Origin of the sequence: Flavobacterium sp. LB2P53, from assembly GCF_003970305.1 — a bacterium.
Classification (GTDB): domain Bacteria; phylum Bacteroidota; class Bacteroidia; order Flavobacteriales; family Flavobacteriaceae; genus Flavobacterium.
This window is the reverse complement of the sequence record NZ_RYDG01000001.1, coordinates 83,393-106,433: the sequence shown is the minus strand read 5'-3', so window position 1 is coordinate 106,433 and position 23,041 is coordinate 83,393. Positions and strand designations below refer to the sequence as shown.

Below are 23,041 nucleotides of genomic sequence, written 5' to 3'. Positions count from 1 at the left end.
AATTTTTTTTAAATATCATCTTAAAGAGCTAAATTTGCGACGTGAATAAAAACTACGCATCATGGCTTTTAATTTTGAGTACATTAAAATAAATAGCTTTTAACATTGAAAACAATTTACTATGAACATTTATAACGATTATCTGAAAGAAATCGAAGACAGAAAAACTCAGGGACTTAATCCAAAGCCAATTGATAGCGCTGATTTAGTAAGCGAAATCATTATGCAAATTAAAGATTCAAATAACGCAAATCGCAAGGATTCAATTTCGTTTTTTATTTATAATACGGTTCCTGGGACAACACCTGCAGCTGGCGTAAAAGCGTCTTTTTTGAAGGAGATTGTTCTTGGTGAATCAGTAGTGAATGAAATAACACCAGCTTTTGCATTAGAGTTATTATCACAGATGAAAGGTGGTCCTTCAATCAAAGTTTTGCTTGACTTAGCTTTAGGAAATGAAATCACAATTGCAAAAGTGGCGGCAGAAGTTCTAAAGACACAAGTATTTCTTTATGAGGCTGATACCGATCGCTTAGAGGCGGCATTTAAAAACGGTAGTGCGTTTGCAAAGGAAATTTTAGTGAGTTACGCTAAGGCGGAATTCTTTACGAAGCTGCCAGAGGTAGTTGAGGAAATTCAGGTTGTTACCTATGTTGCTGGTGAAGGAGATATTTCGACAGATTTACTTTCTCCGGGTAACCAAGCGCATTCACGCTCTGATCGTGAGCTACACGGAAAATGTTTGATTTCGCCTGAAGCTCAAGATGAAATTAAAGCGCTTCAAGCGCAACACCCAGACAAAAGTGTTATGTTGATTGCCGAAAAAGGAACTATGGGTGTAGGCTCTTCAAGGATGTCAGGAGTGAATAATGTGGCTCTTTGGACAGGTAAAAAAGCAAGTCCTTATGTCCCATTCATAAACATAGCTCCAATTGTTGCTGGAACTAACGGTATTTCCCCAATTTTCCTTACTACTGTTGATGTGACGGGTGGTATTGGTCTGGATCTTCAAAACTGGGTTAAGAAAACAGATGCAAATGGAACGGTAGTCCGCAATGAAAATGGTGAGCCTATTTTGGAAGAAGTTTATTCTATTGCAACAGGAACAGTGCTGACCATAAATACAAAAACTAAGAAGCTCTATAACGGCGATAAAGAATTAATTGATATTTCTAAGGCATTTACGCCTCAGAAAATGGAATTTATTAAAGCGGGTGGATCTTACGCTATTGTATTTGGAAAAAAACTACAAACTTTTGCATCAAAGACTTTAGGAATTGATATCGTATCGGTATTTGCTCCGTCAAAAGAAATTTCTATTGAAGGACAAGGTCTTACCGCAGTAGAAAAAATATTTAATAAAAATGCAGTTGGTTCAACCCCAGGGAAAGTTTTACATGCAGGTTCTGATGTGCGCGTTACAGTAAACATAGTAGGTTCGCAAGATACTACAGGCTTAATGACTTCTCAGGAATTAGAGTCTATGGCTGCTACTGTGATTTCTCCAATTGTTGATGGTGCATACCAATCCGGTTGTCATACAGCATCAGTTTGGGATAATAAATCCAAAGCAAACATTCCAAGATTGATGAAGTTCATGAATGATTTTGGTTTGATTACAGCTCGTGACCCTAAAGGAAACTATCACGCAATGACTGATGTGATTCACAAGGTTCTTAATGATATTACTGTTGATGAGTGGGCGATTATTATTGGCGGTGACTCTCATACCAGAATGTCTAAAGGGGTTGCCTTTGGGGCTGATTCGGGGACAGTTGCACTTGCACTAGCTACGGGTGAAGCTTCAATGCCAATTCCGGAATCAGTAAAAGTTACCTTCAAAGGGGATATGAAAGAATATATGGATTTCCGTGATGTTGTTCATGCTACCCAATCTCAAATGCTGAAGCAATTTGGTGGAGAGAATGTATTTCAAGGACGAATTATTGAGGTTCATTTAGGAACACTCACTGCTGATCAGGCCTTTACTTTTACAGATTGGACTGCAGAAATGAAGGCGAAAGCTTCTATTTGTATTTCTGAGGATGATACTTTGATCGAATCATTAGAGATTGCCAAAGGCAGAATCCAGATCATGATTGACAAAGGAATGGATAACGAGAACCAAGTTCTTAAAGGATTAATTGCTATCGCTAATAATAGAATCGCAGCCATCAGATCAGGTGATAAACCAGCTTTGATACCGGATGCTAATGCAAAATATTTTGCGGAAGTTGTAATCGATTTAGATATCGTTGCTGAGCCTATGATTGCAGATCCAGACGTAAATAACGCGGATGTTTCTAAGCGTTATACACACGATACCATTAGACCACTTTCTTTTTACGGTGGTGTAAAAAAAGTAGATCTTGGTTTTGTAGGATCTTGTATGGTACACAAAGGCGATTTGAAGATTCTTTCTCAAATGCTAAAAAATATAGATGAGCAACACGGTAAAGTAGAGTTTAAAGCACCGCTTGTTGTTGCGCCTCCTACTTATAATATTGTAGATGAACTTAAAGCTGAAGGAGACTGGGAAGTTTTACAAAAGTATTCTGGTTTTGAATTTGATGATAATGCTCCTAAAGGCGAGGCACGTACAGGATATGAAAATATTCTATACCTAGAGCGTCCAGGCTGTAATTTATGTATGGGTAACCAAGAAAAAGCAGCAAAAGGAGATACTGTAATGGCAACATCTACTCGCCTTTTCCAAGGAAGAGTTGTTGAAGATACGGAAGGTAAAAAAGGAGAATCGTTACTTTCATCAACACCGGTTGTTGTGTTGTCTACAATTTTAGGCAGAACCCCAACTCTTGAGGAATACAAAGCTGCAGTAAAAGGTATAAATCTAACGCAGTTTGCACCATCTCATAAGTTATTGGTTAGGTAATAATTAATTTTTGTTAATACTATTAAAAAGCTTGGGTCTTTCGACAGACTCAGGCTTTTTTTATTTTAATAGGTCTTCATTTTTTTTGTACCTTGTGGTTCTAAAATATAATAACAGAAAATAATTAGATATGGCTTTTGATATTGAAATGATTAAAAAAGTGTATGACAACATGACTACTCGTGTTGATAAAGCACGCGAAATAGTTGGCCATCCGCTTACATTAACGGAGAAAATATTGTACAATCACCTTTGGGATGGAATGCCTTCACAAGCTTTTACCCGAGGTGCTGATTATGTTGATTTTGCTCCAGACAGAGTAGCTTGTCAAGATGCAACCGCTCAAATGGCATTATTGCAGTTCATGCATGCCGGTAAAACTAAAGTAGCGGTTCCTACAACAGTGCATTGTGATCACTTGATCCAGGCAAAAGTGGATGCAGTAACTGATTTGGCCAGAGCAAAAACACAAAGTAATGAAGTGTTTGAATTTCTTTCTTCAGTATCTAATAAATACGGAATTGGTTTCTGGAAACCAGGAGCCGGAATTATTCACCAGGTAGTGCTTGAAAATTATGCATTCCCAGGCGGAATGATGATTGGTACCGATTCACACACTGTTAATGCAGGCGGTTTAGGAATGGTAGCCATTGGTGTTGGTGGTGCTGATGCGGTTGATGTGATGTCAGGAATGGCTTGGGAATTAAAATTTCCTAAATTAATTGGAGTAAAATTAACTGGAAAACTTTCCGGTTGGACAGCGCCAAAAGACGTAATCCTTAAAGTAGCCGGTATTCTTACTGTAAAAGGTGGGACAGGTGCTATCGTGGAGTATTTTGGTGAAGGTGCTACTTCTATGTCTTGTACTGGAAAAGGAACTATCTGTAATATGGGTGCCGAAATTGGTGCTACTACTTCTACATTTGGTTATGACGCTTCCATGGGGCGTTATTTGCGTTCAACTAATAGAGCTGATGTAGCAGATGCAGCGGATAAAATTGCACCGTACTTAACAGGTGATGCTGAAGTTTATGCAAATCCAGAATTGTATTTTGACCAAGTAATCGAAATCAACTTAGACGAATTAGAACCCCATTTAAACGGTCCTTATACCCCTGATTTAGCTACTCCAATTTCTAAAATGAAAGAAGAAGCAATCAAAAATAACTGGCCTTTGAAAATTGAAGTAGGTTTGATAGGTTCTTGTACCAACTCTTCCTACGAAGATATCGCTCGTGCTGCTTCATTGGCAAAACAAGTTACAGATAAAAATTTAAAAATAAAATCTGAATTTACCATTACTCCAGGATCTGAAGTAGTTCGTTATACCATAGAACGTGACGGATTTATCGATATTTTCGATAAAATGGGAGCAACAGTTTTTGCGAACGCTTGCGGACCGTGTATCGGAATGTGGGATAGAGAAGGGGCTGAAAAAGAAGAGCGCAACACTATCGTTCACTCTTTCAATCGTAACTTCTCCAAACGTGCCGATGGAAATCCAAACACTTTGGCATTTGTAGGCTCTCCTGAATTGGTAACCGCTTTGGCGATTGCCGGAGACTTGGGTTTCAATCCATTGACGGATACCTTAATTAATGAAAATGGGGAAGAAGTAATGCTGGATGCGCCAACAGGAAATGAATTGCCTCCAAAAGGGTTTGATGCCGAAGATCCAGGTTTTCAAGCGCCAGCTGTTGATGGTTCAGGAGTTCAGGTTTCTGTGAGTGAAACTTCAGAGCGCTTGCAATTGTTAGCTCCGTTTCTGCCTTGGGATGGAAAAAATATTACAGGGGCTAAATTATTGATCAAAGCTTTTGGAAAATGTACTACAGATCACATTTCTATGGCTGGGCCATGGTTGCGTTTCCGTGGGCATTTAGATAACATCTCTAATAATATGTTGATTGGTGCCATCAATGCATTCAACCAAAAACCCAATACCATTAAAAATCAGTTGACTGGTACTTACGATGCAGTTCCGGCTGTAGCGCGTGCTTACAAAGCGGCTGGCGTTCCTTCGATTGTTGTAGGAGATCACAATTACGGAGAAGGATCTTCTCGTGAACATGCAGCCATGGAGCCGCGTTTCTTAGGTGTGAAAGCTGTATTGGTAAAATCATTTGCTCGTATCCATGAAACAAACCTTAAAAAACAAGGCCTTTTAGGATTGACATTTGCTACTGAATCGGATTACGATAAAATCCAGGAAGATGACACCATCAACTTCACAGACTTAATTGATTTTGCTCCGGGAAAACCATTAACATTAGAATTTGTTCACGCTGATGGAACTAAAGATATTATCTTAGCAAACCACACGTACAACGCAGGACAAATTGGTTGGTTCATCGCAGGTTCAGCATTAAACTTGATTGCTGCTGCCGGAAAAGCATAAGCATTTAAATAATTTATTTCAAAACTCTCAAGGAAACTTGGGAGTTTTTTTTTGGAGCTATTTCCTGCTCTCCGTTTCAAGCTTTTTCGTGAAATTTCTTTTTTTTAACGATAAAAAGGAGCTTCCTTTGGTCGCTCTTTTTATCTAAAAAAAATGTAATTTCACTTCAAAAGGCTTTCCACTTCCATCAGGGCTATGACAAACTAACAGTGTTATTATTTTGAATAAAGAATAGATTTTACTCAAAAAAACATTAAAAAATTACAAAAAAGGTGTGAAATGTTCTTTTTGGACGTTAAAAGTTAAAAAAAAGAGAAGTCCTTAAGTTATAAGACTTATATTAGCTTTTTTGTGAAATAAAATTCATCGATTTTTTTCGGCTAGTAATACTGATTCGCACTCCATTAAGTGGCTTGTTTTTTAGATCAGTAGTACCATAGTATTGTAAGATTCCTTTTTGAGTTCTTGCGATGAATTAGAATAAGATCATTCAAAATTTTACAAACACAGAATCAGGTTTTTTTTATAAAAAAGGTGTTTTTCCACCCTTTTTTTATAAATAGAAAAAATATAAGCAAATAAACCAAAGCGAAATTTAATAATTATATCCCGAAATCGCTTTTGAGGAATACATAGGATAAGTAATTTGAAAGAGAAGAGTATGAGTGTAAGAGTAATTGTAGCGTTTTTTTTATTTAATAGTATAGTTCTTTTTTCACAGGAAAAAATTATAAAACATACCATCGTAAAAGGGGAAACAATATCGAGTATTGCTGAGCGCTATGAAGTGAAACAAAGCGCCATTTACAAACTAAATCCTAAAGCCAAAAATCTTTTAAAGCTTAATTCAGTATTGTTAATTCCAATTATAGGTCTGAAAAAAACCACTACAAAAACGAATACTCCCTTAAAATATGCTACTAAAGAGCACGAAGTACTCGCTAAACAGACTCCGTACGGAATTGCAAAGGAATACGGAATATCTCTGGCAGAATTAAACCAATCCAATCCTGAACTAGAAGCTAAAGGACTCCAAATAGGACAAAAAATCACCATTCCGGGAACCGCAGTTACAACCTCAAAAGTGGTTGTTTCTCCATCTAAAAAAGCAACTTTTACACCAGAAATAGTCCTAGACACTGAAGCAACTAATAAACAAATTTCTGAAATTTTGATACGGGAAGTTTTATCAAAAGAAACCAAATATTCCATTGCAAAACAGTACGGAATCACCATTGGTGAATTAGACAAAGCCAATCCTGCAATAGGCATTAAACCACTTCGGGTAGGACAAAAAATCAATATTCCCGGGACTCAGTTACCCGTTACTCAAACAGCTGTAGTATTGCAGGAAGAGATTAAGGTACAAACAGCAGTACCTAAAGCCAGTTTATCTGTTGATCCTGTTGGGCCGGAAATCACAACAACCGTAGTTTTGCAGTCAAAAAATGATGTACCCGTACTATCAACGGAGGGCGAAGAGAAGGATGATTTACAAATTATTGTGCGGGAAGTGATGCCTAAAGAGACTAAATATTCTATTGCAAAACAGTATGGGATTACGGTTAAGGAATTAGAGAAACAAAATCCAGATGTGAAAAGAAAACTTCCCATAGGGTACAAGTTAATGATTCAGTCTCCTCGTGTACTATTAGAGAATAATAATGCTGAAGGTAATGGTATTATTGCGCAAACTAAACCGGAATTACACCCGTTTACCAAGCCTGTTTTTAATCATGATTTTCTGGATCAATTGATTGAGCATGCCTCCGAAAATATAGGAACCAGATACCGCATGGGCGGAACCACAAAATCTGGGTTTGACTGTTCTGGCTTGATGCGTACTACTTTTGAGGCATTTGATATTAAGTTGCCAAGAACATCAATAGCTCAATCCGGTTTTGGAACAAAGATTAATACGGAAGAAGCTAAAAAAGGGGATTTGATTTTCTTTAAGACAAATGGAAGGCGCCAAATTAATCATGTAGGGATGGTTGTAGAGGTTTGTGAAGGAGAGATAAAATTCATTCACGCCTCAGTGAGCAGTGGTGTTATCATTTCCTCTACAAAAGAAAAATATTATGAAAAAAACTTTACTCAAATAAATCGAGTGTTGCAGTAAAGCGCTTTTTAAAAAAATTATAAAATACCAAAGCTTTTTCAGGTAACTGAAAAGGCTTTGGTATTTTTAGGGCTTAATTATTTAGGAAGTGCTTCACTATTTATTTCAATCCAATATCCATCAGGATCCTGAATGTAGATTTGTCTGATACCATCAGCTCGAACAGTAATTTTATCAAGTGTGCCCGGCCAATCTGAATAGGTAATGTTTAGGGTTTTTAATGCCGAAATCAATGCGTCAAAGTTGGCAGATTTAAAGGCTAAGTGGACTGCTTTATTGATTTTTACAGGTTCTTTAATCGTAGATACGAGATGTAATTCTTTTCCGTCACCTAAAGAAACCCAACGAATGCCTTCTTTTTTTGTAAGGTTTGTGATTTCTGAAAGATGTAAAATATTCTTGTAGAAATCAACCGAATGGTCCAGGTCTTTTACGGAAAGGGCAATATGATCTAATTTCAGGGAAAAGGAATTAGTGTTTTGCGCATAAATACTTGATGTACAGGTAAAAGTGAATAATAGTGTGGCTAAAAATGTGGTTTTCATAGTGTTAAATAGAATTAAGCGGTTTTAGTTTTAGGTGACTGTCCACAAAGTAGACTAAGTTTACTGCCTGCAATGGCTTCAAAAAAGGGAATCAGGTAGTTTTATATTCAATTAATGTATCTTGAAGCAATTGTTTTATAATTTTGATTTTGTGGAATAATTTGGTTTAAGCAAGATACTATTTATCACGTTGATTAATTCCTGCGTACTGCTGGTATTCGTATTTACTGCACTACTGTTAGTGCCATAAGGCGCATATATGTTTTGATTTTCTCGTGAAAAAAGTCCAATTGTTGGTGTTAGGGCTGAACTGGCTAAATGCATGATCCCACTATCAGCTCCAATAAAAAGTTTAGTATTTGCAATTACGGAGGCAATTTCTCGAATGTCTTTACTGTAAAATGTAGTTGCTTTAAAACCTATTTGGGAAATATTCTCAACGGGTAAAACCTCAATGATGTTATACTCTTGGTATTCTGTTTTTAATCTTTCATAGCATTCTTCCCACCAGGTTTCTGAATAGCATTTGTCATCTGTTGCATAGGTAAAGATGCAAATCGTCTCTTTGTCATTTTTGACAAGTTCTTGGACTATTTTTTGACCTTCAGCATGTTCAGCAAGACTCAATTTAAGATCTAACGGTGGTACTGGATTTTTGTTTTCCGGGAATCCCAGAGTAGTCAAAAAGTTTCTGAATTCATATACCGGGTATTTTGCAATATGCTTGTAATCGGGATGATTTAACGATATGTCTTTGTCAAGCGCTCCAAAAAATTTATATTTGGCATCTGCAAATTGAGCGGATAATCGTCCAGAAGAGGAGTTTTTATCCACATTGATGACAATGTCATATTTTTGTTTTTTAATTCGTATCCAAACCTTAAAATATTCAACAAGATTTTTGAATGGTTTTTTGGGAAGTTCAATTACGGTATCGATATTGGTATATTTTTCAAATACAATTGGTGCTAAACCACCTTTTACAAACAAATCAATCTTGCAGTCCGGAAAAGTAGCTATTACATCTTGAACAAGTGGGGTAATGAGCAACAGATTTCCCAATCTGTGGTTGGGTCTGGAAATTAAAACTCTTTTGATCTCTATTTTTTGAGTCCAATCAACTTTTTGATTCTTTTGTGAATTACCAATATTTTTAGTTAGGCCTTGTGTTGCAATTCTTCGGAATACATTTATTTTTTTTAAGATACTCATGCGTTTAAAATAGAATTTAGAATTGAACTTTACTATTATTTATCAAAGGAATCAAGTGGTGCATAGTACGGTTCCGGAATGTAAACAATCGGAACACCTCAAAAGGTACTCGGTACGCAACAAATGTACAATTTAGATCGAAACAATGCTGTTTCTAGTCTTTATTATAATAGATTGGTTCAGTGAATTTATGAGCTATGAGCCAAGTGTATGTGTGAAGCGGTACTCAAATGAGTTTTGAATTCAAAAGTATTTTTATATATGGGTTCCAGCAGAAATACAGATTGGCCAAAGTCTGCCAGCTAAACTATATTACACACGATTTTTGTCGGGGTTCTGTTGTAATGAAGATTGTTGTAAAAATAGAACAATAAGTATCACCTCGGTATTTTATAAATTGGCACAGCACATCAATTCGTACAAAGAGTGGCAAGTGGATTTTAATTTTGTGAAATGGTAGGGATATATGTAGGATATAGAAAGGCCTTATTTCTCTTTTGAATAAAAATAATTGAGCTATTCTTAAAAAAGCGTAATAAGAGCTGTTATAATTGCATTTTTCGTAAAAAAAACTGAATAAGTATGTAAATAGGTTTCTTTTAGTTAAAAAAATCTAAATTATTGGTGCGTTACCTTGAATACCAAGTTTGATGTCATATATTTAAAAGATCTAAACTATTTAAACTATGATTACCTTTATTATTGCAATTTTTTTATTGATTTTTGGTTACATCATCTACGGTAAATTTGTAGAGAGAAATTTCAAGATCGACGAGAACAAAACGACGCCGGCAAATGCACTTACTGATGGGGTCGATTTTGTTCCCATGAGTAGTAACAAAAACTCATTCATACAAATATTAAATATTGCGGGAGTGGGGCCTATTTTCGGTCCTATTTTAGGAGCTCTATATGGACCATCAGCTTTTATCTGGATCGTTTTAGGATCCATTTTTGCAGGGGGTGTGCATGATTACTTGACGGGAATGATTTCTATGCGGTACGGTGGTGCACATTTACCGGAATTAGCGTCTCGGTTTTTGGGCAAGTATTTTAGTCACGTTGTTAACTTTTTTGCCCTTCTTTTACTGGTTTTAGTCGGTACGGTATTTGTTTCGGCACCTGCCAAAATGATTAATGAATTAGTGGGAAATGATGCAGACATTTATCTAATTATTGTGTTCTTAATCTTCCTGTACTATATTATTGCGACCGTTTTGCCTATTGATAAAGTGATCGGTAAGATATATCCGGTTTTAGGTTTTTTGCTATTGATAAGTGCCTTGGGTATTTGTATCGGGATGTTTATGTTTGGGAATCCAATCCCTGAACTAACCTTAGAAAATCTGCATCCAAAAGGAATTCCCTACTATCCGGTAATATTTTTGACTATATCCTGTGGTGCTTTATCCGGATTTCATGCCACGCAGTCCCCTATAATTTCTAGGACGATAAACAACGAAAAAGACGGTAGGAAAATTTTCTACGGAATGATGATTGTTGAGGCGGTTATTGCAATGATTTGGGCAGCAGCTGCAATGAGTTTGTTTCATGGAAACGATCTTAGTTTGTTGCTTGAAAACGGTGGTCCAGCTGCTGTTGTAAATAAAATTTCGGTAACGTTCTTAGGGACTATTGCTGGGACAATCGCAGTTTTAGGGGTGATTGTTTTACCAATTACTTCCGGTGATACATCGTTTAGAGCCGCAAGAATGATTATTGCTGATTATTTCAAAATTGATCAAAAGCTGTTGAAAAACCGTTTTATGGTTGCTACTCCACTTTTTGTAATCTCCTTTATTTTAACCAAAATGGATTTTGAATTGTTGTGGAGGTATTTTTCTTGGGCCAATCAAGTAACTGCAGGGATTGCTCTATGGATTGGTGCGGTGTATTTGTACCAAAGAAAAACTAACTATATGGTAGCTCTAGTGCCTGCTTTTTTCATCAGCTCTGTCATTGGTTCTTACCTTTGTTATGATCCTACTATAGGTTTTGGATTAGATATCAGTATTTCTAACACAGTAGGAATTTTATTCTCAATTGCTTTGACGGTATTGTTTTTTAGTGTGTTAACAAAAAGGAAATCAACACTATAGTTGCCTTAAAGTCTGTTGTATGATGTATGAAAGCAGTGTAAATCCCGGCATGATGCTAATTATAACAGGATAGGTATAATTCAATATTGAATTGGTATGGACAGAGAGCGGGTTATGCTAAGCAAATGCTGTTTGTGTAGCAGTAAAACGATTTTCATACCTTTCACTTGGCACGTATTGGACCTTAGATTTTTATAATATAGAACTAATGTAAATTAGTCTTTTGGTTGAGAAAAGAGAGATAATTTGTACTCCGTTAGCATATATTTTGCAATCTTTGGCCTCAAAAAAAATCAAACTGCATTATGAGCAAGACAAAATTAACAATCAATCGCAATGGTTCTATAAAAATAGAAGGCGATTTTGAAATAACAGACTGCGAAGGAAAAACATACGGATTAGAGGGAAGAACGGCGTTGGGTCTTTGCCGTTGCGGACTATCGGTAAACAAGCCTTTTTGTGATGGTTCTCACCGCAATGGTTTTGAACATGAATCAGCTGCATTCGACTTGCCTCCGGTGAAGATTAAGTAATATCATTTTTACAATTAAATAATAAAAGCTACATCTTATGGGTGTAGCTTTTTTTGATTTTATTTAAACGAATTATACACAATGATTTATTCGCTGAGTTTACTACTGTTTTAAAATGATTTACTTTTTAAACTACTGATAATTGCCATCACATCTAAATCACCTAATCCTTCTTGCTCTGCGGCGGCATAACTGTCGTACAAAGGATGAATCAACGGAGAATCGAGTCCGGCTTCTTTGGCAAGTCTTAAATCTTTGACCAGATGTTTCAACGCAAATGCAGCAGGATAGGAATCGTTCAGAATGGAAGGTGTTTTAATATTCGTAATTCCGTTGCCGCAAGCACCTTGATTGATGATGTTGAGCATGTCTTCTTTGCTTACGCCGTTTTTCTCGGCAAATAAAACAGTTTCGGCTACTCCTTGAAGATTTAATCCTAATAGGTAATTGATGGCTAATTTAGCAGAACTTGCTACGCCAGGTTCCCCTACGTGAATCGCAATTTTACCCAAAACCTCAAATATTGGTTTGGCTATTTCGAAATCTTCAGCCGAAGCCCCCACAAGAATGACTAACGTTCCGTCTTGTGCTGGTTTCACACTGCCAGAAACGGGAGCATCTATAAAATGTACCTGATGTTGGTTGCAAATGGTGTTCAAATAACGCGAGGTTTCCGGAGCAACTGTACTCATATTGATGATGGTTTTGCCAGGATGTGCTTTAGATAATAAACCTGTTGGTCCTTCAAAAACTTCTTTTACCGCCGCGTCGTTGGACAGCATTGTCAAAACTACGTCGCATGTTTGCAGTAGTTCGTGCAAACTGCTTGCTGATTTTGCTCCTGAGGCCAGTAACGGTGCTTCTTTCTCTTTGGTACGATTGAAAACGGATACTTCAAAACCGGCTTTGAGTAGGTTCATAACCATTGGATTTCCCATGTTGCCAAGGCCTATCCATCCTAATTGTATTTTATTCATGTTTATTAGTGCTAAATGATATCTTTCTTTATAGATGTGACTTTATTGTTGGGTGTATACGCTTAGAAAAGTGACCCTAAAGTACCGTTTATTTTTGGAAAGAAACATAAAATAACAGTTGGAACGGTAATAATTATAAACATTCAAGTGAACGGGTTTTATAAATTCAGGTACTCCAATATAAAAATCAGTAGTTTATAGCGTGCAATTCTGGATGTTGCTCTGGTTAGCGTCCAAAAAAGTTTTTGTTTTTTATTTGTTTTCGGAGCATAAAACATCATTCCTGTAGTTGAGGTCTTAGGGGTCTACTGGATAAACAATAAAAAACCCTAACATATTGATGTTAGGGTTTTGCTTTGGTAGCGAGACCGAGATTTGAACTCGGGACCTCAAGGTTATGAATTTGATGTTTTTATCAATTAAACACCAAGTTATATACTGTTGCAGAGCTAGAAAATTAAGTAATCGTGTACAAATTCGTGCACGATTGATAGTAAAAGTTTAAGTTAAATTAATGAAAATTAATGAATGTTAATTTACTTATTATGGATTTTATTTAATTCGTTGAAAATTTTGGATTCTAGACTTTTACATGAGTGTTTTTAATATGTAAAACAAAATATTTTATTCCCTTCACAGTTATCATAAACCCTTAATAAAGGTCTCGCTGACCCCTATTACAGCGTGAATATCTTCCAAAGTATAGCATTTATTTAGCTGTCCGTAAGTTAGGTCTACAAATTGATCATAAGTCTTTTACTTACTGCACCCTGTATAGCTTTTGTGTTGTTTGGCACAAGATTCAAGCATCCAGCAGGGTCCCAAGTCAATAATTCGTCGAATCACAGGTTTTTTGGTGTATTTGCTGCGTCTGAATAGGACCATTATTTATTTTGCAAAAACAAAAATATGAGATTCTCAGACATTTTTTATTTTAGACTTTCGGATGACAGTATTAAAAAATATGAAAGTCAAAGTTAAGATGTTGGTTCATGTTAAAACTTAACATGTGTTTCAATTGATATTAAAATAGTTTCGCTCAATAAATTAAAAATATGAAAACAAAAAACTTTTTAAACAACAAAAATCACCGACAAAAAATTAAATTTGGTCTTACCTTCTTGGCAATTTGCTTCGGTATGCTTTTCTCTTACGGTCAAGCTACCAATGCCTCTATTAAGGGAACTGTGAAAGATTTAAATGGCGAGCCTTTAATTGGCGCAACGATTATTGTTAAGAATAATGCTACCGGATTTACTACTGGATCTATTAGTAATGAAGAAGGAAGTTACAAAATACAGCAACTTCCCCTTGGTGGACCTTATACGGTCATAGCTCAATATTTTGTCTATCAGGAGAGAACTCAGGAAGGTTTTACCTTAAATTTAAGTGACGTTTTAACGGTAGATTTCATTTTACAAGAGTCGACGACTGCTCTAGATGAAGTTGTGATATCCTCAAACAATTTGTCTAAAAGAATACAACAAATTGGATCTTCAACAAAAATTGGAGCCGGGCAGATTAAAAACCTACCCACAGAAGGTAGAAACTTCACAAGGTTAACTAGTTTATCTCCATTACAAGGAGGAGGAGATATTAATTTGGGCGGGCAAAGACGTACCTCTACAAATGTGACAATCGACGGGGTTAATTTTAGAAATACCTTAACAGCAGGCGAAATTGGTGGCGGCCCGTATACCATTTCTCAAGAAGCAATTAGAGAATTTGAAGTGTCCACAAATGATTATGACGTTGCACAAGGTCGCCAAGGTGGGGGTTCTATTACCTCAGTAACGAAATCGGGAACTAATGAATTTAGTGGTAGTACTTTTTTCTATCATAGGGCAGATGCACTCCAAAGTAAATTTACGATACAAGGACAAGAAAGGAATGCAGACTTCTACAATTCCCAGTACGGCTTTAGTCTGGGTGGACCAATTGTAAAAGATAAATTACACTTTTTCATGGTATATGAACGACAAGATGCCGGTGATCCGCAATTTATAGCAAATATCCAGAATGATGACGATGCCAACCGTTTAGGAATTTCGCAGGCAAATTTAGATCGTTTTTTACAAATAGGAAGAGACAGTTATGGCTTAAGTAATTCTCAGCAAATAGGGCAATTTGATAGAGTTACTGAAGCAAACAACTTATTCTTAAAGTTAGACTGGCAGATTAATGATAAACACAGATTAACGCTTAGAAATCTTTACAACAAATGGGACAATCCTTTTAGCGTTAGTGATGACTCAAATATTGAAGTTGCAGAATCATTTTCTAATTTTAATTCTCAAGAGAATAGCACTTTTCTATCCTTACGCTCTATGTTTTCTCCTAGTGTAACCAACGAGCTTAAAGTTCAGTATCAACGTTCAGAACGTATTTTTGGACCAAGTTCAGAACTACCATCACAAAATATACCAAGAGCAATAGTGCAAGTACAATCCGTTTTACCAAATGGAAACAATAGAAATTTAAGTGTACAATTAGGTGGTCAGCGTTATTCCCCAGAAACAAATCTGGAAAAGCAACTCCAATTTGCAAACACCACCTATGTTAGCGCTGGTAAATATAATTTTACTTTTGGAACAGATAATTTAGTTACCTATCTAGAAACGCAATTATCTAACGAGCAAAATGGTCGGTTTTTCTTCGATTCGTTAGATGATTTTGAAAATTTAAATCCCTCGAGATACGCAAGAGAAGTTCCACTAAAAGGGTCCTCATTAGTAAAACAAACGGTATTAGATCTATCGCTTTTTGCTCAAGTAGAGTTTGATATTAATCCGAATTTGAATTTTAGTGCTGGAGTTCGCTATGATGCAACGGCTTTTCTAGATTCCGCAGAATTCAACCCTTTGGTGTTTGAGGAACTAGGAATACGAACGGATCAAAAACCAGAAGATTTCAATAATATTCAACCAAGGTTTCAGTTGACATGGAATGTAAAGGGTGAAAATAAAGATGTTTTCAGACTTGGCGGAGGTGTTTTTAGTGCACAACCACACTATTATGCGCAAGTAAATAATATTCAAAACAGCGGTACTTTGTTAGGTGCTATAGATGTTACTGGTGCAAACGTGCCTGTGCCAAATTTCCCATCGTATAGAAATGATCCCAGCACAGCACCAGGTGTACCAGCAGGAGTAACGCCATTTTCAACGATAAATGCAGTAAGCCCTGATTTTAATGTGCCAACAATTTATAAAGCAAATATTAATTACACTCACTTTTTTGGAGATCGGTACAGCTTAGGATTAAATGCAATTGTTAGTCATACTACTAATAATTATGTTTACCAAGAAGCAAATTTAGTTCCTGAGCCATTTTTTCTTACGTCTAATGAAGGAAGAGAGGTTTTTGTGCCAGCGAATACTATTCCTTCAAACGGTAGAGCGGACTGGATCAACTCTAGAATTTCGGATCAAGTAGGAAGAACTTTAGTATTAACTTCTGATGGAGTCTTGGACAATCTAGCTTTCGTTTTGGAAGGAACTGCAAGAATTGGAAAAGATGGTTATGTAAATGCTAGCTTCACAGTAAACACCTCTAAAGATAATTCATCCTATAATTGTTGTGTGGGAAATACATCTACTTTTCTTCCAGTCTCTGGAGATCCAAGAGACCTTAATTATGGGTTTTCAGATAATCACTTTGATACTAAATTGGTTGTTAACGGTGCCTCACCTACTTGGAAAGGGTTTACTTTAGGTGCCACTATCATTGGAGATGGAGGTTCACGATATTCTTTTCAATCTGGAGGTAACAGAAGTACGAATGGCGACTTTAATTTAAGCAATGAAATTGCCTATGTTTTTGATCCCAACAACCCTAATACTCCTCAAAACATTATTGATGGCTACAACGAAATATTAAATAACCCAGAAACTCCAGATGGATTTAAAAAGTATTTGAGAGAAAGCTTTGGTTCTTTTGCAGAGCGTAACGGCGGAAAGAACCCTTTTAGAGCCCTAGTAGATTTAAGACTTCTAAAAAGTTTTAAAATTCCAAAGACCAAACAAGCTTTAGAATTATCGGCTGACGTTTTCAACTTTATGAACCTGGTAAATAAAGAATGGGGAAGAAATAATAATTTCGGCAGAACAACAAATTTAATGAATACAACTGGTTTTGACCAGGCAACTAATAGCTACCAGTACAACGTTAACACAGGTGTGGCAGCTGAACCCATCAATGGTACTCCCTGGCGTTTGCAATTAGGAGTACGATACTCTTTTTAATTAAGCGTTTTTTAAAAATAACTTGGGCAAATCAAGCCCAGTTCTTTTTATATCAAGCCATGAATATGATGTTACAATTCGTTAAAATTATCAAATAAATACTTTAAAAATGAAAAAAATTCTTTTATTACTTCTAGTTACACAACTTAATTTCGCCGTTAAAGCACAAGATAAAGCAATGTCGAAATATGTTGTTTTAATTTCTATTGATGGTTTCCGACCAGAATTTTACCTTGAAGAAAAGTGGCCAGCACCCAATCTTAAAAGTATGGTAAAAGAGGGTACTTATGCATTAGGGGTGCGAAGTGTGTTCCCGTCCGTAACCTACCCTTCCCATACGACCATAATTACAGGTGCTTATCCAGCGACTCATGGTATTTATTATAATAGCCCTTTTGAACCAGAAGGACAAACAGGACGTTGGTATTGGGAAAGCAATTTAATTAAAACCGAAACCCTTTGGGATGCCGTACGAAAATCCGGAAAAACAAGTGCAAGTCTTATATGGCCTGTTTCTGTGGGTGCGCCAATAGATTATAACATTCCAGAAGTTTGGACTTTAGATAGTAGTTATGGGAGAATAAAGCCCATGGAAGATAATGAAACACCCAAAGGACTCTTAAAAGAAATGGAGCTTGCTGTTTTAGGAAAAATGGATACCATTACCTTTAATGGTGACTATTTAAACCGTGAAGATCGTACAGGGGAAATGGGTGCCTATTTACTTGAAAAGTACAAACCCAATTTAATGACCATTCATTTAATTGCAACAGATCATTTTCAGCACGAACAAGGCAGGAATGGTGAAAAAGTCTTTACTTCAATTGCAGCAATAGATCGCGCCATTGGTAAGATTAAAGAGGCCGCTGAAAGAGCTAAAATTAGTGAAGAAACTACTTTTATAATCGTTGGTGATCATGGATTTGTTGATATACACTCCGCTATAAGTCCAAATATATGGCTAAAAGAAGACGGTTTATTGCAAGAAAACACGACACTCTGGAAAGCAAAATTTCATACTTCAGGCGCAGCTGCTTTTTTAATGTTAAAAGATAAAAAAGATAAAGTGACCTTAGACAAAATTCGAAAAAAATTGCATTCCTTACCAAACTCCTATAAAAAACTATTTCGCATTGTAGAAAGACCAGAACTAGATGCCATCGGAGCAGATCCTAATGCTATTCTCGCACTTGCTCCGATACCTGGTGTAACTATGTCAGCTTCTACTAAGGGTAAAGTTATCACTGCAAGAAGTGGCGGTACGCATGGTTATTTTCCTGATTTCAAGCAAATAGAAACTGGTTTTGTAGCTTGGGGTGCTGGAATTTCTTCCGGAAAAGAAGTGCCAAAAATGGGACTGGAAGATATAGCTCCATTAGTGAGTGAATTACTAGATTTAAACTTTAAAACAGAAGATGGAGTCCTATTTCCAGGAATTCTCAAAGCTTCAAATTGATTTTTTCTTAAGTATGGTTGAAATAGTTTGTCGGGTGGCCCCAGAAAGGTCACCCACATCTTTTTGAGTCAATAGCTTGAAAAGTAAAAATTGCTCTCCCTTTGCATCATGAACTTCAATATTGAAAAACTTCCTTACAAATGAAATTCTGTCTTCAATTTTATTTCCCGTAATATTTCCCATTTTCATTTCTGAAATACACCAACGCTTTGTAAGATAGGATAAAAACCAATCCGATAGATAAGGGTCGTTGCTTATCGTTTTTTTAAAAAAAGAAATTTCATATTTTCTTATTTTAGTGTCTATCAAGGTTTTTGAAAATTCAAAGAACTGCATGTTCAGATATCTTAGATTTCCAAAAAAATCACCTTTGTGCAAAATATCGTAAACAAACTCCTCTCCTTGTTCAGAATAACTTCCTAATTTTACAGCTCCTGAAACTATCTCGTAAATAAATCCTTCGTCATAAGGTGGTTGGTAAACATAAGTATGTTTTTCTATTACACTTTCAATATTTTCAATACTTCTTTCATTTTGTAGATTGGTTTTTAAATAACAATAAAAATTAAAGGATTTGTAATACTCATTATTGGGACGTTGCATTCTTTACTGATTTTTGATAATAATAGTAAAAGTAAATGACTAAGAGTATTCCTAAGTTATATAAACATTATGTATATAAAATTAAACCTGCAGTATTAGTTAAACAACATTTTTAAAATTATTTTTCTGTTTCTAGAACTCTTCAATTGTCTTCTAATTTAGGGCTGAATGCCTTTTTTTTATTGTCCCAAATTTAAATAGATCTCTACATCTGCTCTAGTGGTATAAGTTTATTGAGGTCGGTATTTAATCACATAGTATTTCTTGATGAGTAATATTCTCTGATTTCACCATCCTTTTGATTTAATTATTAAAGATTGTGTCTTTGTTTTGAGAACGATTAATTCGGTAATAAAATTCATGAAAATAGCTGTTAATATTAGTCTCACCTATCCAAGAATAAGCTGTTGGTATCCAAGATTTCACTTGATGAATTATAAGATGTTATGCTTTAAAATTAGACCGTTCATCAACTAATATTTGTGTTAGGTCATAAGAGAGCGTTTAGGAACTGTAATTTGGGAAATAGAAGTGTAAGCGTTGACTAAATATCAATCAATATTTCCAATCTTATTATCACTATCCAGTAAATCAAAAGTTCTAATAAGGTTGATGATGGCAGGATTAATTTTTACTAGTCTATTAACTTCAATTTCTGTTTTAGTGAGTTGTTTTTAAACTTTTTCAAACCTACATCCAAAAACAATTCTTTCTTTACGGTTTTCCACATTTGGGTGAAATTTTTTTATTTAAAGTTTCGTTACATTTATTTTAAATCAAAATAGAATGCTTTGATTGCGGAAATGTAAATAAAGGAGATTCCCAATGATTTTACAATACCCACTTTTAGTGATATTTGAAATTTATCCTATAAACAAGAAATTTAATAAATCACTTTGATGTCAAGCACCTCCTTGCGTTTACGTTTTTTTCTACCGTTGACAAGGATTAATGGTTTTATTTTGTATTTTTCATACAGAAAAGTAATTTTGATACAGTAAACAAGAATCCCGTTAACGGAAATTAGTTTACGATAAATGCGAATATAACCTCTCGACAATATCATGTACATTCTATTGGAAAAGCACCGGAATTAATAAAGTGTATCGTTTGAAAATTTTTCGGAAAACCTATTTTACTTGAATGGCAAGAGCAATGGGAGGCGAAACTAAAATGGTATCACCGCATTCTTCTAATGAAGTTTTGAAAAAGTACTTAGATCCTAAACTTCCATCTGTGATCGCAAACGGGACTTTGGAAATTAAGATATTTGGCTAAACAGAAAAGGTACACATGAAAACTACATTGCATGTTTGCCGTGTCTGTATCATACTTAAAGAATTATCAGCTCAATTCATAAAATTCGTCACTTCGGTGCTCACTGGAGTAATCAGAGGGCGATGTTTTTTGAATTATTTCCAATAAAAAACCCTAACATATTGATGTTAGGGTTTTTGCTTTGGTAGCGAGACCGAGATTTGAACTCGGGACCTCAGGGTTATGAATCCTGCGCTCTAACCGACTGAGCTATCTCGCCATAATTAGGGAAAAACCTTCCCTGAATGCGGGTGCAAATATAAAAATAAAAATATTGGATGCAACTATATTTTTAATAAAAAAATATATTTTTAAAAACACTTTTTTTATGTAGTTATATTCTATATATTTCCGAAAAATTAAATGTAGGTCATGGATCAAAAAGTACGTTACGAAATCGAGTTTCCCATAAATTCTTCTCCACAATTATTGTATCAGTATATCTCTACTCCATCAGGTTTGTCTGAATGGTTTGCAGATAATGTAAACTCTCGTGGTGAATTTTTTACTTTTATTTGGAAGGATTCCGAAGAAAAAGCAAGGCTTGCCTCTAAGAAAGCAGGTGAGAAAGTAAAATTCAAGTGGGTCGACGAGAATAGTAAAGACACGGAGTACTTTTTTGAATTGCATATTTTAGTAGATGAACTCACTAAAGACGTTTCTTTAATGGTAGTAGATTTTGCTGAAAAAGACGAGGTAGACGAGGCCACATTACTGTGGGAAAATCAAATATCGGATCTTAAACATCTAATAGGATCTGTATAGTAAAATCATATTTTATGACTTATATTTGCCTTGAATAAAATTTAGGGCTTCTTTATGATTAATTTTAATGGAACTATTGTGTCTCAGGACACCAATGTATTGTTTCAAAACCGTGCTTTTCTATATGGTGACGGTGTTTTTGAAACAGTTAAAATAGTAAATAATACAATTCTTTTTCTAGAAGATCATTATTTCAGGTTAATGTCTTCTATGCGGGTGGTGCGTATGGAAATCCCAATGAATTTCACCATGGAATACCTGGAGGAACAAATTCTCTCTTTAGTAAAAAAAACGGGTCTCTCTCTTTCCTCCCGAGCCAGAATTACAGTATATAGAAACGATGGCGGGTATTATTTGCCGCAAAATAATACGGTTTCTTTTTTGATCCATTCAATAGCGCTTGAGAACACTTTGTATTCAATTGAAAAGAAAGAATATGAGGTAGATTTATACAAAGACTTCTATATCACAAAACAATTGCTATCGTCGATCAAAACGACTAATAAAATTATCAATATAACAGGAAGTATTTTCGCTAATGAAAATGGCTTGGACAATTGCTTATTACTCAATGATAGCAAGAATGTAGTAGAAGCATTGCAGGGGAATATCTTTATGCTAATGGGTGATAAATTGATTACGCCTCCGGTTTCTGAGGGGTGTTTAAACGGCGTCATGAGAAAACAGATTTTAAGTCTGGCTAAAAAAATAGAAACTTTAGAGGTTGTCGAGGAAGTGATCTCTCCGTTTGACCTGCAAAAAGCGGATGAATTATTTATAACGAACGTAATAAAAGGCATTCAACCCATAACGCGATACCGCAAAAAAATATTTACGACTCCCGTATCGACTCAATTATTAGAAAAACTCAACGAAATAGTCCGAAATACTTAATTTAGGTATGGATTTTCCGGAGCATTAGACCAGATGAGGTATTCGCCGCCTAATTCCATAATCTGTTCTTTCCAGAAATGAGTGGCTGATGTTCCAATTATTTTGTTTTCATAGCTGTTTGCCGTTATAATCCACGAGCGACTTTCCATTTCGCTTTCTAGTTGGTTTTCATGCCAGCCGGTATAACCTAAAAAGAATCGGATATTGTCTTTGCTTATTTCTCCTTTATTGATGAGCTCTTTAGTCGCTTCAAAGTCACCACCCCAATATATTCCGTTAGATATTTCAATGCTATTTGGAATTAATTCAGGGATATTATGAATGAAATACAAGTTGTCTTGTTCTACTGGACCACCATTATAAATCTTAAATCGTGCCGCTATCTCCGGAATTAAATCGTGGATAGTGTACTTTAAAGGTTTATTAATTATGAACCCTACGGATCCTTCTTCATTATAATCAGCTAATAAAATTACCGATCTATTGAATGATAAATCCCCAATTATCTTAGGCTCTGCTATAAGCAAATATCCTTTTTTTATCTTATCTGTTATCATCGGATTAGATTTTTCATTAAATTTAGGTTTTTTATTTTAAGGGCGCCATATAAAATCGTTGAAACGTATAAAAAAACCTTCCAGATGGAAGGTTTTATTATATTTAGGAAGGATAAAAATTAGTTTACTGCACCTTCTAATTCTGCTCCAGCTTTAAATTTCACTACATTCTTAGCAGCGATTTGAATAGTTTTTCCTGTTTGAGGATTTCTACCGTCTCTTGCAGCTCTGGCAGATACTGACCATGATCCGAAACCTACTAAAGATACTCTTCCACCTTTTTTCAAAGTTCCGCCTACGTTACCTAAAAATGACTCTAAAGCTAATTTTGCTGCAGCTTTTGTAATTCCTGCATCAGCAGCGATAGCATCGATTAATTCTGATTTGTTCATAATAATTAGTTATTAATTGTTGGTTAAAAAAAAT

At 35.6% G+C, this 23,041-nt stretch carries 16 protein-coding genes, 1 tRNA gene and 1 pseudogene; 10 read left to right on the top strand and 8 right to left on the bottom strand.

The annotated features are described in order from the left end of the window. Positions 1 to 121: 121 nt before the first annotated feature. From EKL95_RS00475 to EKL95_RS00465, 3 genes are all read left to right on the top strand, one after another. A complete protein-coding gene (locus tag EKL95_RS00475; protein ID WP_126563318.1) occupies positions 122 to 2,893 on the top strand; it encodes a bifunctional aconitate hydratase 2/2-methylisocitrate dehydratase in 2,772 nt (923 codons plus the stop codon). A gap of 130 nt (positions 2,894 to 3,023) precedes the next feature. Next, a complete protein-coding gene (locus EKL95_RS00470) occupies positions 3,024 to 5,291 on the top strand; it encodes an aconitate hydratase (protein WP_126563317.1) in 2,268 nt (755 codons plus the stop codon). A 661-nt stretch (positions 5,292 to 5,952) separates the two neighbouring features. Further along, the gene (locus EKL95_RS00465; protein WP_126563316.1) at positions 5,953 to 7,413 is read left to right on the top strand and encodes a peptidoglycan endopeptidase; all 1,461 of its coding nucleotides are present in this window, start codon (positions 5,953 to 5,955) and stop codon (positions 7,411 to 7,413) included. Positions 7,414 to 7,490: 77 nt separating this feature from the next. Here EKL95_RS00465 and EKL95_RS00460 read toward each other — a convergent pair whose 3' ends face one another. Both EKL95_RS00460 and EKL95_RS00455 read right to left on the bottom strand, forming a co-directional pair. Further along, positions 7,491 to 7,958: a VOC family protein gene (locus tag EKL95_RS00460; protein WP_126563315.1), complete on the bottom strand. Its 468-nt coding sequence runs from the start codon at positions 7,956 to 7,958 to the stop codon at positions 7,491 to 7,493. A 135-nt stretch (positions 7,959 to 8,093) separates the two neighbouring features. Then, complete coding sequence (locus tag EKL95_RS00455) at positions 8,094 to 9,170, bottom strand: glycosyltransferase family 9 protein (RefSeq protein ID WP_126563314.1); 1,077 nt, start codon at positions 9,168 to 9,170, stop codon at positions 8,094 to 8,096. Between the two features lie 686 nt (positions 9,171 to 9,856). Here EKL95_RS00455 and EKL95_RS00450 point away from each other — a divergent pair. Beyond that, complete coding sequence (locus tag EKL95_RS00450; RefSeq protein ID WP_126563313.1) at positions 9,857 to 11,269, top strand: carbon starvation protein A; 1,413 nt, start codon at positions 9,857 to 9,859, stop codon at positions 11,267 to 11,269. A 305-nt stretch (positions 11,270 to 11,574) separates the two neighbouring features. Continuing rightward, positions 11,575 to 11,802 (top strand): CDGSH iron-sulfur domain-containing protein, encoded by a 228-nt coding sequence (locus EKL95_RS00445; RefSeq protein ID WP_126555918.1) that lies wholly within the window; start codon positions 11,575 to 11,577, stop codon positions 11,800 to 11,802. Between the two features lie 110 nt (positions 11,803 to 11,912). Here EKL95_RS00445 and EKL95_RS00440 read toward each other — a convergent pair whose 3' ends face one another. Further along, positions 11,913 to 12,779, bottom strand: a complete 867-nt coding sequence (locus EKL95_RS00440; protein WP_126555915.1) for an NAD(P)-dependent oxidoreductase — start codon at positions 12,777 to 12,779, stop codon at positions 11,913 to 11,915. 1,055 nt (positions 12,780 to 13,834) lie between these two features. On the opposite strand from EKL95_RS00440, the gene EKL95_RS00435 reads away from it, so the two are divergent. Then, the gene (locus tag EKL95_RS00435) at positions 13,835 to 17,023 is read left to right on the top strand and encodes a TonB-dependent receptor (RefSeq protein WP_126463154.1); all 3,189 of its coding nucleotides are present in this window, start codon (positions 13,835 to 13,837) and stop codon (positions 17,021 to 17,023) included. Positions 17,024 to 17,132: 109 nt separating this feature from the next. Beyond that, on the top strand, positions 17,133 to 18,479 hold the full coding sequence (locus EKL95_RS00430; protein WP_126463156.1) for an alkaline phosphatase family protein: 1,347 nt from the start codon (positions 17,133 to 17,135) through the stop codon (positions 18,477 to 18,479). Here the strand turns inward: EKL95_RS00430 and EKL95_RS00425 are convergent. Beyond that, positions 18,471 to 19,082, bottom strand: a complete 612-nt coding sequence (locus tag EKL95_RS00425) for a Crp/Fnr family transcriptional regulator (protein WP_126463158.1) — start codon at positions 19,080 to 19,082, stop codon at positions 18,471 to 18,473. The two genes, EKL95_RS00430 and EKL95_RS00425, sit on opposite strands and share 9 nt — an antisense overlap. A 303-nt stretch (positions 19,083 to 19,385) precedes the next feature. Next, positions 19,386 to 19,577: pseudogene (locus EKL95_RS15005) on the bottom strand (IS1595 family transposase); the annotation flags it as partial. A 648-nt stretch (positions 19,578 to 20,225) separates the two neighbouring features. Between EKL95_RS15005 and EKL95_RS15265 the strand changes: the two are divergent. Then, positions 20,226 to 20,360, top strand: a complete 135-nt coding sequence (locus EKL95_RS15265; RefSeq protein ID WP_255416215.1) for a hypothetical protein — start codon at positions 20,226 to 20,228, stop codon at positions 20,358 to 20,360. 182 nt (positions 20,361 to 20,542) lie between these two features. Here EKL95_RS15265 and EKL95_RS00415 read toward each other — a convergent pair. Further along, a tRNA-Met gene (locus EKL95_RS00415) sits at positions 20,543 to 20,619 on the bottom strand. A 152-nt stretch (positions 20,620 to 20,771) separates the two neighbouring features. Between EKL95_RS00415 and EKL95_RS00410 the strand changes: the two genes are divergently transcribed. Both EKL95_RS00410 and EKL95_RS00405 read left to right on the top strand, forming a co-directional pair. Next, positions 20,772 to 21,164 (top strand): START-like domain-containing protein, encoded by a 393-nt coding sequence (locus tag EKL95_RS00410; protein ID WP_126463160.1) that lies wholly within the window; start codon positions 20,772 to 20,774, stop codon positions 21,162 to 21,164. Between the two features lie 54 nt (positions 21,165 to 21,218). Then, on the top strand, positions 21,219 to 22,058 hold the full coding sequence (locus EKL95_RS00405; protein ID WP_126555885.1) for an aminotransferase class IV: 840 nt from the start codon (positions 21,219 to 21,221) through the stop codon (positions 22,056 to 22,058). Here EKL95_RS00405 and EKL95_RS00400 read toward each other — a convergent pair. Further along, positions 22,055 to 22,615 (bottom strand): YqgE/AlgH family protein, encoded by a 561-nt coding sequence (locus EKL95_RS00400; RefSeq protein ID WP_126454436.1) that lies wholly within the window; start codon positions 22,613 to 22,615, stop codon positions 22,055 to 22,057. The genes EKL95_RS00405 and EKL95_RS00400 overlap by 4 nt on opposite strands. Before the next feature lie 119 nt (positions 22,616 to 22,734). After that, positions 22,735 to 23,007: an HU family DNA-binding protein gene (locus tag EKL95_RS00395; protein WP_073017033.1), complete on the bottom strand. Its 273-nt coding sequence runs from the start codon at positions 23,005 to 23,007 to the stop codon at positions 22,735 to 22,737. Positions 23,008 to 23,041: the final 34 nt, after the last annotated feature.

Bases quoted from the DNA above. Each gene is read 5' to 3' on its own strand.
- EKL95_RS00475 (WP_126563318.1), top strand. From the start codon at position 122: ATGAACATTTATAACGATTATCTGAAAGAAATCGAAGACAGAAAAACT.
- EKL95_RS00470 (WP_126563317.1), top strand. From the start codon at position 3,024: ATGGCTTTTGATATTGAAATGATTAAAAAAGTGTATGACAACATGACT.
- EKL95_RS00465 (WP_126563316.1), top strand. From the start codon at position 5,953: ATGAGTGTAAGAGTAATTGTAGCGTTTTTTTTATTTAATAGTATAGTT.
- EKL95_RS00460 (WP_126563315.1), bottom strand. From the start codon at position 7,958: ATGAAAACCACATTTTTAGCCACACTATTATTCACTTTTACCTGTACA.
- EKL95_RS00455 (WP_126563314.1), bottom strand. From the start codon at position 9,170: ATGAGTATCTTAAAAAAAATAAATGTATTCCGAAGAATTGCAACACAA.
- EKL95_RS00450 (WP_126563313.1), top strand. From the start codon at position 9,857: ATGATTACCTTTATTATTGCAATTTTTTTATTGATTTTTGGTTACATC.
- EKL95_RS00445 (WP_126555918.1), top strand. From the start codon at position 11,575: ATGAGCAAGACAAAATTAACAATCAATCGCAATGGTTCTATAAAAATA.
- EKL95_RS00440 (WP_126555915.1), bottom strand. From the start codon at position 12,779: ATGAATAAAATACAATTAGGATGGATAGGCCTTGGCAACATGGGAAAT.
- EKL95_RS00435 (WP_126463154.1), top strand. From the start codon at position 13,835: ATGAAAACAAAAAACTTTTTAAACAACAAAAATCACCGACAAAAAATT.
- EKL95_RS00430 (WP_126463156.1), top strand. From the start codon at position 17,133: ATGAAAAAAATTCTTTTATTACTTCTAGTTACACAACTTAATTTCGCC.
- EKL95_RS00425 (WP_126463158.1), bottom strand. From the start codon at position 19,082: ATGCAACGTCCCAATAATGAGTATTACAAATCCTTTAATTTTTATTGT.
- EKL95_RS15265 (WP_255416215.1), top strand. From the start codon at position 20,226: ATGGCAAGAGCAATGGGAGGCGAAACTAAAATGGTATCACCGCATTCT.
- EKL95_RS00410 (WP_126463160.1), top strand. From the start codon at position 20,772: ATGGATCAAAAAGTACGTTACGAAATCGAGTTTCCCATAAATTCTTCT.
- EKL95_RS00405 (WP_126555885.1), top strand. From the start codon at position 21,219: ATGATTAATTTTAATGGAACTATTGTGTCTCAGGACACCAATGTATTG.
- EKL95_RS00400 (WP_126454436.1), bottom strand. From the start codon at position 22,615: ATGATAACAGATAAGATAAAAAAAGGATATTTGCTTATAGCAGAGCCT.
- EKL95_RS00395 (WP_073017033.1), bottom strand. From the start codon at position 23,007: ATGAACAAATCAGAATTAATCGATGCTATCGCTGCTGATGCAGGAATT.